Below are 14729 nucleotides of genomic sequence, written 5' to 3'. Positions count from 1 at the left end.
AAGTTGGAGATTAGGTAGACTCAATTGCAAACCCTTATATAAAACTGGATTTTAAGTTCTAAAAACATCCAAAATGCTAAGTCAAAATTCCCCTTAATATATTTGTCTATAACCCTTGCAAAAAATGTAAATGCGTTTTGGTAATCAACAAGTAAAAACGTATTTTCTCAAGAGTTATAGCTAATATATTTCTACTAAATATAAGATAATATAATTTGAAGACTAGGGAATGTTTAGTGTAATAACTTTCATGCCCTAGTTGATATTTAGCAATTTAATTCAAAGAGAAACCTTGCTATTAATAGGCTGATCCAACCATTGATAAGGGCGATATTCCACTAAGCGGACATTCCAAGGCCCTTGAACACGATAACTGACACCGCGCCAGGTAACTGTTGATGTCCACAGGGATGATAGCATCGCTAACCCATAAACCCACTGTGTCAGCGGAATTCCAATCAACATTTTAATGATTGTAGCAGCTGATAATTTGGCGATCGCTTGTTCATTAGAGCGAACCACTCGCTGTATCTCTAATTCCAACACCAGCATTATCAAGAGTAATCCGACAGTGTAAACTCCATAGCAGACTAACAACAGAGCCGCAGCTTCCCATTTTGCCTCTAACAGCGACTCTAGAACTAACACGCTCAGTAGAGTCGGAAACAAAATGCTAGAAACAGCTTCACTAACAAGAGCTAACCAACGGGGATGATACAGTCGAGAAAAAAGGATAAGGCGCTTGAGATAGTCTATTAAGTTGAATAAATCAGTCTCTTCACGATTGACTATTAGCAGCGAAGGCACAAACTTTACCTGAAAACCATGTTTTTTCAAGATGTCGTGCATCATAAAATCTTCGCCTAAAGCTTGTCCCCACTTATCTAGCAGTTCTGTTTGGCGAAGTACTTCTGTTTTCACAGCCAAAGTTCCACCCCAAGGAATCTGGAAGATAAACATTTGCACTACTGTGGACACATTGCCGACGTACCGCACTAAAGAACCCCAATACCTGCCTGTTGGTACGTACCACCGATTGCCGGTTGTTGCGCCGACTTTCGCATCGCCTAGAGGGCTGACTAATTCTCGCAGCCAATTCACATGGACTATAGTATCAGCATCTACTAAAGCAACCACCTTATAAGAATTGTCCAACTCACGGATAGCTTGGATTAAAGAACTGCATTTGAGACTACAATTGTTGCGTACTATTCTTAAAGCGCTGATTTGAACATTAGTCGCTTCTTGCTCAGTGATGGTTTCACTAGCGATTTTCCAAGCGGGATCTTCGTGACTATCAACGATCAACTTTAAATCATACTGTGGATAGTTTTGATTTAGGAGCGATCGCAAACATCTAGGCAAAAACGGATCGGCTCCGCGTAAGCAAAGAATTACTGCTGTTTTGGGTAGCTGGTCATCTGGTAATAAGTTTTTTTTAGAAGAGCGCAGATACCATATAAAGACAAGCGTAAAACACACCTGAATAACCAGCCAACCCATCAAAGACTTAGACAGAAATATTGCCAAATCTTCCATTAAATTTTTAGTCTCCGACAGAATGAGGGATTGGGCATTGGGGATTGGGCATTGGAAAGAGGACAAGGGGCAGGGAGCGGGGAGCAGAGGGGAAAGAGGTAATTTTTATTCTCCTCCTGCCCCCTGCCCCCTGCTCCCCTGCTTCTTCCCCACTCCTCATTCCCTTTACGAATCCAGTGAATATTTCATGATGATGGTCACTGTTGTATTTTTGTTTACAACAAAACTGGCATCACGAAACTTTGGTGTACCTGTTTGTATAGACACAGTTGGATTTTTGGAAATCCCAAAACCTTCTTTGGGAATACCGAAAAAGTCTTTATTGAGTTTGCGATCGCCATTTTGATCGTCAACCACAGCGACAGCATAAGTTCCAGGTTTCAAACCTGAGAATTCTTTTTTTACAGAAGTGCCATTAATCTTAGCGCAGCCACTTTGAGCTTCACTAGTACTACTCATTGGAAATCCTTTTTCATTTGCATAAACTCGGAAGCAAATCTCACCTTTTTGGTGATGTATTCCATTTACTACAACATTAAGTGTTGCAGTTGGCTCTGCGTTCACTGTTTTAGCAAAGCTGATGCTTACTAAAGTAGCAAGCAAAACATGAGATAATTGAGATAGTTTCAGCATAATTTTATAGTCAGAATAGATGATTTTGATTCGTTACAAGTGTGGCTTGTTGTTTTTTTATTGATGCTTTTAGCCAACCTTTCCAAAGTCTTGGCAGCACTATTAGCAAATCTTTCAGCAACAGATATTCTGTCCCTTTTAACTGCTGATGTAGACTTATATGACAGCACAGCCGCTCATTCAAACTCAGGGGACTACGCCATATAGAGAGTATGTACTCCCAGGTTATTCTCCAATGAGGCAATAAAATTCGTCCTTTCTTTGCTGAATCAAACCATACTGCATACCCATAAAAATCGGGGAGCATACTCAATAATGGTTTTTTGGTTTTGTCAGCAAACAGCAAGTAATTTGGAAAGAACAGACTCATTGATTGTTGCGGATGACTTCTGATGAAAAACAGGGATTCAGGAATTTCATAAAACCTACCGAGAATACCAAGTCTTAACAAGAGAATTCCATCTGCATTACCGTAACCACCCATAGGTGGTATCTTTTTCAAAACACTAGCGCGAATTACCCCGTAACATTGATAACATAAATGCTTGGTTAGCAATTCGTGAAAACGCTCCTGTGGCTTTAGTGCATCGGCCTTGACTTTGATATCGTAATTTTGGATAAAATTCCCCTGTTCATCAATGAAATATGCCTGGGAATGACACAAGATTATAGTAGGATCTTGGTCAAGTACCTCAACACACTTCTTGATAAAATCTGGAGAATGTAGATCGTCATGGGCTGCCCATTTAAAATACTCACCCGATGACAGTTGCAAGACGCGATTAAAGTTACCAGCACAACCGATATTCTTGTCATTGCGGTAGTAGCAAATACGTTGGTCTTGCTCGACATAAGCTCTACAGATTTCTTCAGTTTTATCTGTAGATGCATTATCTGAAATAATTAGCTCAAAATCTTCAAAGGTTTGTGCCAACAGTGAATCTATGGCTTCTTTGAGAAATTTTTCACCATTGTATACAGGTAATCCGATGCTCAATCGTGGCTGATTGCTACTCATAGAAAACAAGTATTCGGAAAATCTGTGGATTAGTTTACGCTTAATCGTAGTTAGGTAGATGCAACGTAAGAATTCAGAATTCAGGAGTCAGAATCCAGGAGTCAGAATTAAGGATACTTTGATACTAAGCTGAATTATTTCAAGTAAATCAAGAGTCTCCTAGATTTTTCATTTTCCAATCATTCTGTTAGCGGATAGCTAAGGTTTAGCCCATTCTGACTCCTGACTCCTGAATTCTCAAAAATCTGTGAATTATTTCATCAAGCTTTGAATATCTGTTTTTCGCAGCCATTCATGTGTTTGCTGCATTCCTAATTCTAGGTCAACTGCTGGTTTGTAATTTAACAGATTTTGGGCTTTGGCAATGGAACAAGCATAAGGACGAGTCATAAAATCTATGGACTCTGGTAAAATATCTACTTTTTTCCGAAAAAGTTTTTGTCCTTGAACACGTAGTTTTAGAAACAACTTGATTTCATCTTTCGATAATGAAAGGGGTGCTTGCAAATCTTCCATTGCTGCTAAACGCATAAAATACTCTTTCCACGAAGTTTCTTGTCCGTCGGTGAGATTAAATATTTCACCGTAAATTTCTTTTTCTATCGCGAGAAAGATGCCATCAATTAGGTTATCTATATATACATGATTGATTACTCCTTTAGCATCATTGGCACAAGCAAATAATTTTTGGCGCATCATCAGAATTGGTCTGACTATCCAGGGAATACTTCCTGGGCCGTAAACATCTCCGGCTCGAATAATGATGATGCCAAAATTTGGAGGATTATTCAGTTCTAAGACTGCTGTTTCAGCTTCTATTTTCGTCTGACAGTAGGGATTATTTTCGCCAGAAAGTGGGCCGGATTCTGTAACACCATCAGGATAATTGAAACCATAAACCATTACACTGGAGAGATGCACAAATGTTTTGACACCAGCTTGTTTAGCGGCTTTAGCCATGTTGACAGTACCGCCAACATTGATATCACGAAAATGCTTAATTGCACCAGCTTCTTCGGCAATTTGCTCTGTATGTAAAACGATATCTACTCCCTGACAAGCCTTTTGAGCAATAGTAGAATCGGTAATACTACCAATAATTACCTCTACACCTAAATTCTGTAATTGTTTGTTCTGTTCTGTAGAACTTTGTAGTCCACGAACCTTCATCCCTTGCGCTATGGCTAACTCGGCTGTACGCAAACCGACAAATTCATTAATCCCAGTAATTAGGAGAGTTTTGTCTTTGATGTTCATAAAATCGTAATTATTGTTAAATAAGTGAATTTGAGTTGTTAGATAAAAGACCTTAAGTAATACCAAGTTTGAATATTGGTAAATACTTTTAATCTAAAATCTAAAATTGATATAAGAAAAAAATTCTGTGGAGAGGCTGCACTAATACTTAGCTATCAGTCTATCTCGCGGCAAAACAATCGAGTAATTTTGCTGCTAGGCATCAGCTAGAAAATATCTCCTGGATCTGCGGAGCGAAGTTTATTGATAGCAAGTGCTCCTGATGTTATACACATTAAAACTGTTGAAGTTAAGACAATCACTGCATTATTAGTGGTCATAACTATTGGCAGTTTAGTTGCTTCTGCCGCAAAACTATATAACAAAACAGAAGTAATAAATCCTGGAATATAACCTAAGATTGCCAAAATCAAAGCTTGCTGAAATACTACATTTAGTAAATAGCTATTGGCATAACCTATGGCTTTTAAAGTGGCGTAAGCAACGAACTGTGTAGCAATATTGCTGTAAAGAATTTGATAAACAATAACCACGCCAACCACCGCAGCCATTGTCAACATCAAGTTAAGAATAAAACCAATGGGTGTTCTAACAGCCCAATATTTTTTTTCAAAATCAATGAAGCCTTGGCGGGTAAAAACTTGGACATCATTAGGCAAACTTGCTTGCAAATTTTTCAGTACTGTTTCTGGATTAGTACCAGGTTTGAGGGAAATCAAACCAATATCGATCATATCTGCCGGACGAGTATTGGGATTTATCCTCAAGAAAGTGGAGTCACTAACAAGTAAATTTCCGTCTACACCAAAGGAAGGGCCTAATGTGAATAAGCCACCAATTCTCACTCGATAACCAATTAATGAATTGAAGGGAAATATTTCAATTGTCTGTGCAGTTTCTCCCGCATTAAATTTTTCAGCTATTGGGCCAAACTCTGGGCGAGAACCCCGGTCAAAAAGCATGACATCAGGAGTTTTGAGTTTATCTAAATTTTTCTCAACTTCTGGGATGTTCATCACAGGTCTACCTGGATCAAAACCAATAACATATATTGAATATTTCTCACCAGTCGCCGGATTTTTCAGTTTGGCAAATTGCAAATACATGGGGCTAACTGACTCTACGCCATCAAACCCCAAAGATTGATATAAACGAGTCCGCGAAAAGCTTTGATTTGAGGTCAAAGATTTATATTGCGAACTAACTAAAAATAAATCTCCTTTGAGATTCTGATGGACTGCGGTTGCACTGGAATAGAGGGCATCTTGAAAACCAAGTTGCACAAACATTAGCAACACAATAAAACCAATCCCGGCTACAGCTACTAATAAACGAACTTTTTGCTGGGCTAGCTGTAGCCATGCTAAAGGAATTTTGAAAATCATAGATTTATTTATTATTTATCATTTGTCATTTGTCATTGGTCATTTGTGAATGACCTATGCCCTATGACTAAATATGAATGGCGACATCGACTTGTAAGTTAGTTAAACGAGCGACCTTTTCACTATCGGCGGGATTATCGATGGAGATTTTTACTTCCACTATTCTGCGGTCTGTATCTGAACCAGGGTTGAGGCTAAAGATGCTTTGTTTGTCAACTTGCCAACCAATCTCTTTTACAGTTCCTTTTATTGTTCCAGTAAATGCAGTGCTGGTAATTGTGGCTTTTTGTCCTACACGCACTTTTTGAACATCGGTTTGATACACCTCTGCAATCACATACATTTGAGATGTCTTACCTATCTCAGCAAATCCTCTGCTGGTGCTGATAACTTCTCCGGTTTTGGCGTGAATTTTCAAAATTTTGCCATTTATGGGAGATTTGATGTAACTTAAATCCAAGTCGGCTTTTGCTTGTTGAACAGAAGTTGTGGCACTATTGACTTCGGTTTGTGCAACTTGAACATCTACGCTACGCACTTCGCTAATACTGGTGAGTTGCGCTTGTGCTTGTTTGCGTTGTTCTTGGTATGTATCTTGAGTGCGCTTGAGGGTGGCTTGGGCTTCCGTTAGCTGCTGTTGTGTAGTCTTTAGTTGCAAAGCTTTGGTATCTGCTACAGAAGCCGCGATCGCACCTTGTTTATATAATTGCTGATAGCGATTATTCTCGGCTTGAGCGTTGTCTACTTCTGCCTGGATGCGGTCGATTGTCGCCTGTTGGGTAGCAACATCCCCTTTATATTGTGGCTCTAAACGGGCAATTACAGCCTTTTGAGCATCGACATCTCCGGTTTTACCTCCAGATTTAACCTGCGCTAATTTGGCTTTGGCAACTTGCAGTTGGTCTAAAGTCTGTTGTAATGCGGTTCTAGAACGACCATAATTTTCGAGATAGGCTAATAATTGCCCTGCTTTAACCGTATCTCCTTCTTTCACCAACAGTTTGTCTACTCGCACCCCATTATTAGAAGCCGGAGCCGTCAAAGTAGTAATTTCACCTTCTGGCTCCAAACGTCCCAAGGCTGTCACAGCAACTTTTGCAGGCGTGGCAGCTTTTGGAGGGTTGGCTGGCGCTGTCACAACTTTCGGTTTAGACCAATAGGGTGTCAAACTATAGAAAGCGATTAATCCAGCCGCTAAAGTTAGAGAAGCTGCTAAAATTACTTGCGATCGACCTACGGGTTTTGTGAATAATCGACTTTCTTTATTTACTGCCATATTTTCATTCCAATTCTGCTTTTTTAGGGGATAACCTGGTTATATTTAGTCGATTACAATGACTCATCCGCAAATTACCAAAAGGACTTTTCCTCTAGGTTTTCTACCTTAATTAAGTGGATGTGTCTAAATTGGTTTTATATGAATTGTTGTACGCTTTTACCGCCCAAACTTACTATTGTGGCGTGAAAATTAATGGCGTGTTACTTCAAAGCTTCCTAAGTTATATCCTAATTTGATATCTAATCCAGTAGCGTAAAATACAATAGCGCTAGTCAGAAAACTTAACTTTCAAGAACAACGAAGCGCTAAAAAAATGGAATCAAAACCTGGATAAACTTGTTATTAAGTATGGACTAAAAGTTGACTATTGTCAACTATTTGAATTGACATAAGTCCTGATTCTCTCACTAAAATATTTCATCACAGTAAGATGATGTGCTGAAAAATGTACCGACCACTAATCTCTTGTCTAGCAATTGAATACCTACAAATAGTTCGTTATTAAGCAGATTTGATATTTCTAACAGATTATTATTATCAAGGTTGTGTAATATAAGACATTATTCTAGCGATTTCTAGTAGTGGCAATTCATGAATTGCCCTTACTTAACGTGAGTTCGATGAACCTCTCCCTCCCAGCCTGCCTCTGGGAAACGGAAAGGGAGGAGCAACGAAAAATTCAGCTTTTTACTCCCCTCTCCGACACGGAGAGGGGTTGGGGGAGAGGTCAAATAAGACTTGTCGAACTCACGTTTACTTAAGCTATTAGCCCTGTAATTGATTGCGATCGGGTCAGTTGGTAGATGAGATACCAAATCTGAACTTTGCTTCGGTTTATTTTTTACTTAAGATTCATTTAACCCATATTATGTTTATCAAGCAACATACTTAAAATTAATATTTGCTTTATAAATAACCAATTTGCTTCTTAACTTGACTTATATTAAAAAATAACCAACAACTTTGACTCAGTTATGATTTTTTTGGAAAAACAATACTTATAGTTATTGGTTTTATCTATGTATTCATTGAATTGTTACTTACTAGACAACAAATTTTTAGTATTAACTTAATCAAGAGAATATTTATGTTTAACCCGTAGATAACAAAATTTCTAACATGTTTTTGTAGTTATAAATTATACTTTTGTGCTAAATTTTATTCAAAATTTATATCAGTAAGAGTATATGGCTATTTATAAAATAACTTTAAAGGAATGATTTAGTTTCTGTAAAGTATGTTAGTGTTTTTAGTAATTCAATGCTTTAAAGTGGTTATACAAACTAGTTATTTAATTGATATTTTTAAATTAAAAATAACTAAAGATAACTACGTTGTCATTACCTAGCGATCATTTAATTACTTTTTCAACTTGCATAAACTCGGATTAAAGGTGGTGTCTTTTCTGTAACGAATTTGTCAACTTTACTGGGTCAAATACCATAAAATATATTATCCCGGACGTTGAAACTAGCTATGACATTGATTGAGATACAGAACGTTGTTATTAACACCAGCTATGTTGCTGTGTTTAGGCTAGATAATCAAACGGTTTCGGATGAAAAAAACATTTCTGTTTCCTTAGCTACTCCTCAGTTTTCCTCGCTCCAGTAGGATACCATTGCTCAAAATCTCTACTATTACAAATGAATTGAATTCACTGGTCAAGCAGCTATTACACTCCAAGAGTATTTTACCAGTTTTAACAACGTCATCGACCATACCAATTTTAGATTTTAGATTTTAGATTTTAGATTTTAGATTTTTTTGGTTCTTCCTCCACTGATTGTGGGTGAAACAAATCTAAAAGACGCTCGTAACTACGCTCTCTACGAGATGCTGCGCGAAGGATTACTCACTAACGCAAATCTAAAATCCAAAATTGGTTGAACTATTGCCACAATATCAAGAGTCTAGCGTTGGATAACATTTTTCGCGATGTCTACGACGGGCTACGCCTACGCAGTGTGCCAAATTCGCCTATAAATCTAAGGCTTTATGAGGGCAGTATGTGTCGTGTGGTGTCAATTTGGAGAAAAGCATTTAGCACAGATAGGATAGCTAGCTGCTTTACAAGACGAGAGATTTTCATTATTTAGTAGGCAACAGAAATTACTGTAGCTACACAATCCACAGTACTAACTATGCCCTATGTCTGCTTATTCAATTGATACTGCCTTAGCGGAGTTAGAGAGCCTTATCAATAATTGTGAAAAGGCTGTAATGAGGTCTATAGAGGAAAAAAACATGAAGTCAGATAAATCAGATAAATCAGTGTCAATCAACAAAATTAACAGACAATTACAACACAATCCTATCGCCATTGTTGGGATGGCTTCTCTATTGCCTCAAGCTAGAAATTTGCGGGAATACTGGCAAAATATTGTAAACAAAATTGACTGTATTACTGATGTTCCTTCCACTCACTGGAGCGTCGAAGATTATTACGATCCGAATCCCAGAACTACAGAAGATAAAACCTACTGCAAAAGAGGCGGGTTTCTTCCAGAGGTAGATTTTAACCCGATGGAATTCGGCATACCACCCAGCATTTTAGAAGTTACAGATGTATCGCAACTATTAAGTTTAGTGGTTGCGAAAGAGGCGATGGAAGATGCAGGTTATGGCGAAAAACGTGAGTTTAGCCGCGAGACTGTTGGCGTAATCTTAGGCGTGGCTATGGCCAAGCAATTAGGAATGCCACTTTCTGCCAGGTTGGAATATCCGATTTGGGAAAAAGCGCTCAAAAGCAGTGGTTTATCTGACGAAGATACGCAAAAAATTGTTGATAAAATCAAAAGCGCTTACGTGAAATGGGATGAGAATGCTTTCCCTGGAATGTTAGCTAACGTAGTCGCGGGTAGAATTGCCAATCGCCTGAATTTTGGCGGAATGAATTGTGTAGTTGATGCGGCTTGTGCTAGTTCCTTTGGTGCTTTGAAAATGGCAATCAGCGAACTAGTTGAGCATCGTTCTGACATGATGCTAACTGGTGGTGTTGATACCGATAACACCATCATGGCTTACATCTCGTTCAGCAAAACACCGGCGGTTTCTCCTAGCGAAAATGTCAAACCTTTCGATGCTAAATCTGATGGGATGATGCTGGGTGAAGGTATCGGGATGATTGTCCTCAAACGGTTAGAAGATGCTGAACGGGACAACGATAAAATATATGCCGTAATTAAAGGTATTGGTACTTCCAGCGATGGGCGTTACAAGAGCATTTATGCTCCGCGCAAAGAAGGTCAAGTTAAAGCCTTAGAACGTGCTTATGAAGATGCCGGCTTCTCTCCTGCAACTGTTGGTTTAATGGAAGCACATGGCACAGGTACAATGGCTGGAGATCCGACAGAATTCGGTTCTTTAAAAGACTTCTTTGATGTACATGATGACAAAAAGCAGCACATCGCTTTGGGTAGTGTGAAATCGCAAATCGGACACACAAAAGCGGCTGCGGGTGCGGCGAGTTTGATTAAAACTGCTTTGGCTTTACATCACAAAGTATTACCGCCGACAATTAACATTACTGAGCCAAATCCCAAGCTCAATATTAAAAATTCGTCATTCTATCTCAATACCGAAACCAGACCTTGGATTCGGGCTGAAGGTGAAGCACCAAGACGCGCAGGTGTAAGTTCCTTTGGATTTGGTGGAACAAATTATCACGTTGTTTTGGAAGAATACGAAGCTGACCAAAACGCCGCTTACCGCTTACATAGTGGTGCTAGTGAAGTGCTGTTGTTTGCTCCTACGGTAGAGCAATTGTTGAGTAAATCGGAAGAGATTTTAGGCAAGTTGCGTTCACGAAGTGACTCCGCAGGAGTATCGCCTGAAGCACATACACATTATGCACAATTAGTCAACGAGTGCAAATCACAACAAATTCCCCTTTCTGCTCCCAGATTTGGGTTTGTAGCTGAAAATCTCGAAGAAGCTTGCAAGTTTCTGCAAACTAGCATTGACTGGCTGAAACTCAAAGGAACAGCCGCATCTTGGGAACATCCCCAAGGGATTTATTACCGTTCCTCTGGTATGGAGTTGGGCGGAAAAGTTGTCTCTCTATTTTCTGGTCAAGGCTCGCAATACTTGGAGATGGGACGCGAACTGGTGATGAATTTTCCTTTGATGCGCCGTCTTCATGGTTATATGGATAGCCTGTTGCTCAAAGATAATTTGCAGCCGCTTTCAGAAATCGTTTTCCCTCATCCTGTGTTTGGAGAGGCAGAAAAAAATGTCCAAATTGCTGCCTTGCAACGCACAGAATATGCTCAACCAGCCATCGGGGTGTTGAGTGCAGGGATGTACAGTATATTGCAACAAGCTGGATTCAAGTCAGATTTTGTGGCGGGACATAGCTTTGGTGAACTGACCGCGCTATGGGCTGCGGGGGTTTTGAGTACCGAAGATTACCTGTTTTTGGTGAAAGCTAGGGGTCAAGCAATGGCTGCACCCGAAGACCCAGATCATGATGCGGGTAGTATGTTGGCTGTCAAAGAAGACATCAGCAAAGTCGAAGCAGTAATCAGACATTTTCCGCAAGTTGCGATCGCTAATCAAAATTCCCCGACGCAATTTGTCTTGGCTGGGCCGACCGCAGAAATAGCGAAAGTCAGAGAGATTTTACACGAGAAAGGATATACAGCTGTATTGCTACCTGTTTCAGCAGCGTTCCATACACCGCTAATCGCCTTTGCTCAGAAATCCTTTGCGATCGCCACCAAGTCTGTCAAATTCCAAAGTCCGAAAATCCCTGTTTACAGCAACGTTACCAGTAAGCAGTATCCCAAGGAAGCCCAAGGTATTCAAAAGATTCTGGAAACGCACCTTTCTAATTCAGTGCTGTTTAAGCAGGAAATTGAAAATATCTATGCGGCGGGTGGTACTTGCTTTGTGGAATTTGGACCGAGGAGAATTCTTAGCAACTTGGTGAAAGAGATTCTTGGCGATCGCCCACATATTACCGTATCTTTGAACCCCAGCACTCAAAAGAATAGCGATCGCTCTTTGCGAGAAGCAGTTGTGCAATTGCGAGTAATTGGTTTGGCTTTGAATAACCTTGATCCTTACCAACTTCCCCAAACTATCCCCCCAATTGAGACGAAGAAGACATTAAATGTCCGTTTAAACGGCATCAACTACAGATCCGAAAAAACGAAAAATGCCTTCGCTCTTGCTTTGCAGGATGGGCATAAAGTCACATTACCCGCCCCCGAATATTCTGAAACTGCGGCTCCTTTATTTAGCAGCCCAGGTGTGACTCCACCTGTAGCAGTGATAGAGACTAACGGACATAAAAAACTTACCCCAGCAATGAACGGTGTGACTGCTAATATCATCGCCCAGCCAGAGCAACAGATGAATCCTGTTACCCTGTCACAACCAGTCCAGGAATCTAAGATGCAACCAACGCCAGAAAAACTTACAAATTACGAACAACTTTTAGCAAGTTTAGAATATCTTCTGACACAGTTCCAGGAAAATCAAGCCGAGAATTTACAAGTTCACGGTACTTATCTCAACCATCAAATGGAATACGCTAAAGCGTTTTTCCAACTGATGCAGCAGCAGAATTCCTTGTTGAGTGAAAGTAAATCAACAGCCGAAACTGCCAAAATGAAGCTAGTTGTCATGGAAAGCTTAGAGCGTAGCATGATGCAGTTTCATTCCCAACAAGGTGAAACTCTACGCATCCATGAGCAATATCTTCAAGAGCAGTTGGAATATACTAAGAGCTTTTTCCAACTCATCCAGCAAGAATATTCTCAAATCATCTCTGGTGACGGAGCAACTCAACTAACAGAGAAACTCAGCAATTTCACTCCCTTCACCACAGAAACAACGCTTACTGATGCACCCGTACCCGTCACTACCAAGATAGTAGAAAGCCAGCCTTTGCCTGTAACTGAGCCTGTAGCTAAAAATGGCTTAAATGTTATCCAAGCACCTCTGCCGGCTGCTGTAGAGCCTGTAGTTGAAACTCCTGTATCCTCAGAGACACGAGCGATCGCGTCTCTACTACCCACACCCCATTTCGCCACTGTCGAGACAGTAGAGCCTGTAGTCGCGCCACCTGTCCCAGTAGTAGAAGAACCCCAAGCTGAGGTTGTAGTCAAAATTAGCTCACCTCCAGTCAACGACGTTGTTGCAGAACCAGCACCCACAACTGCTGCACCTGTATCTGGCGCAACCATCGATATTGTTGACTTGGATAAAAACCTGTTAGCCATCACCAGCGACAAGACCGGCTACCCAGTCGAAATGCTGGAAATGGACATGGACATGGAGGCGGATTTAGGAATTGACTCCATCAAACGGGTGGAAATCTTAGGGGCGCTACAAGAGATGTACCCCAACCTACCCAAGCCAAATTTAGAAGAACTGTCAGAAAAACGCACCATCGGTCAAGTTGTAGAGTATCTGCAATCTCACGCTTCCAAAAGTATTACTGTAGAAATTGCAGTTCACGAAGTACAACAGGGAACTGAGATTTCAGTAGAGGTTGCACCAGTAGTTGAGGTAGTAACTTCACCTGAACCAACCTTAGTTGTCGCATTCACTCCAGAACCAGAAGTTGCTCCCGCTACAAGTGATGAATTTGCAAACTTAGGTGAAACCCTGTTAGCCATCACCAGCGATAAAACCGGCTATCCAGTAGAGATGCTGGAACTGGAAATGGACATGGAAGCCGACTTAGGGATTGACTCCATCAAACGGGTAGAAATCTTAGGGGCGATGCAAGAAATGTACCCCAACTTACCCAAACCAAATATCGAAGAACTCGGCGATCTCCGCACCATCGGTCAAATAGTTGATTACCTACAGCAGTTGGCTGGAGGTGAAAAAAAAAAGTCTGAACCTGAGTTTGTCCAACAGCAGCCACCGGAATTAGAGCATAATATCCAGCGCCATCTCGTCAAACTCAGAAGTCTACCACAGCCCGATTACTTGGATTTCACGTTACCAGAGGGACACATCGGTTTAATCACCGATGATGGTTCCCTCACCACTTACAAATTAACTGAATCCCTAATCGAGAAAGGCTGGAAAGTAGTAGTTATCAGCTTTCCCCAATCGCTTATCGCCCAACAAGCGCCCTTACCCACAGGAGTAACCCGCGTCACCTTAGCAAACTTGAGTGAAGAACATCTCCAACAACAATTGCAAGCGATCGCATCTCACTGCGGAACGATTGGGGCCTTCATCCATCTCCATCCAATGTTTGTAGGAAATCACACCGGGAGTATTTCTTATAACGAATCAGAAAAGGCGATCGTCAAGCACGTATTTTTGATGGCGAAACACCTCAAACCCTCCCTCAACGAAGCCGCAAAACATGGACGTAGTTGCTTCTGCACTGTTGCTCACCTTGATGGAGCCTTCGGTTTAGAGTACAAAGTCAACTTCGGTGTGATCGGCGCTGGTTTGTTCGGATTAACCAAAACTCTGAGATGGGAATGGCCAAAAGTATTTACTCGTGCGATCGACTTAAGTCCCAGACTTGATGCTAAACAGTCAGTACAAAACATCATCGCCGAACTTCACGACCCCAACCTTTATATAAGTGAAGTTGGCTACGGCTCACAAGGACGAGTCACCATTATCGCCGATTAATCTC

The 14729-nt window shown here is 40.6% G+C and carries 7 protein-coding genes and 1 pseudogene; 2 read left to right on the top strand and 6 right to left on the bottom strand.

Annotation, left to right across the window (positions count from 1 at the left end; translation table 11 throughout):
* Positions 1-279: 279 nt before the first annotated feature.
* The 6 genes from HWQ43_RS20035 to HWQ43_RS20010 all read right to left on the bottom strand — a co-directional run bounded on the left by HWQ43_RS20035 (position 280) and on the right by HWQ43_RS20010 (position 7108).
* Positions 280-1539: a glycosyltransferase family 2 protein gene (locus HWQ43_RS20035; RefSeq protein ID WP_292737297.1), complete on the bottom strand. Its 1260-nt coding sequence runs from the start codon at positions 1537-1539 to the stop codon at positions 280-282.
* A 165-nt stretch (positions 1540-1704) separates the two neighbouring features.
* On the bottom strand, positions 1705-2172 hold the full coding sequence (locus HWQ43_RS20030; RefSeq protein WP_292737295.1) for a DUF2141 domain-containing protein: 468 nt from the start codon (positions 2170-2172) through the stop codon (positions 1705-1707).
* Between the two features lie 10 nt (positions 2173-2182).
* Entirely contained in the window at positions 2183-3190 is a 1008-nt protein-coding gene (locus tag HWQ43_RS20025) for a glycosyltransferase family 2 protein (RefSeq protein WP_292737293.1), read from the bottom strand.
* A gap of 252 nt (positions 3191-3442) precedes the next feature.
* Entirely contained in the window at positions 3443-4447 is a 1005-nt protein-coding gene (locus HWQ43_RS20020) for an NAD(P)-dependent oxidoreductase (protein ID WP_292737292.1), read from the bottom strand.
* Positions 4448-4653: 206 nt separating this feature from the next.
* Positions 4654-5832, bottom strand: a complete 1179-nt coding sequence (devC, locus tag HWQ43_RS20015) for an ABC transporter permease DevC (RefSeq protein WP_292737290.1) — start codon at positions 5830-5832, stop codon at positions 4654-4656.
* A gap of 67 nt (positions 5833-5899) precedes the next feature.
* Positions 5900-7108 (bottom strand): ABC exporter membrane fusion protein, encoded by a 1209-nt coding sequence (locus tag HWQ43_RS20010; protein ID WP_292737287.1) that lies wholly within the window; start codon positions 7106-7108, stop codon positions 5900-5902.
* 1479 nt (positions 7109-8587) lie between these two features.
* On the opposite strand from HWQ43_RS20010, the pseudogene HWQ43_RS20005 reads away from it, so the two are divergent.
* Both HWQ43_RS20005 and HWQ43_RS20000 read left to right on the top strand, forming a co-directional pair.
* Positions 8588-8851 (top strand): annotated as a pseudogene (locus HWQ43_RS20005) (hypothetical protein).
* Positions 8852-9262: 411 nt separating this feature from the next.
* On the top strand, positions 9263-14725 hold the full coding sequence (locus HWQ43_RS20000) for a type I polyketide synthase (RefSeq protein WP_292737285.1): 5463 nt from the start codon (positions 9263-9265) through the stop codon (positions 14723-14725).
* Positions 14726-14729 lie beyond the last annotated feature (4 nt).

The sequence above is a fragment of the Nostoc sp. JL31 genome (assembly GCF_017114965.1).
Classification (GTDB): Bacteria; Cyanobacteriota; Cyanobacteriia; order Cyanobacteriales; family Nostocaceae; genus Nostoc; species Nostoc punctiforme_A.
Note: the sequence above shows the minus strand (reverse complement) of the source record. Positions and strands in the feature narration are given on the sequence as shown.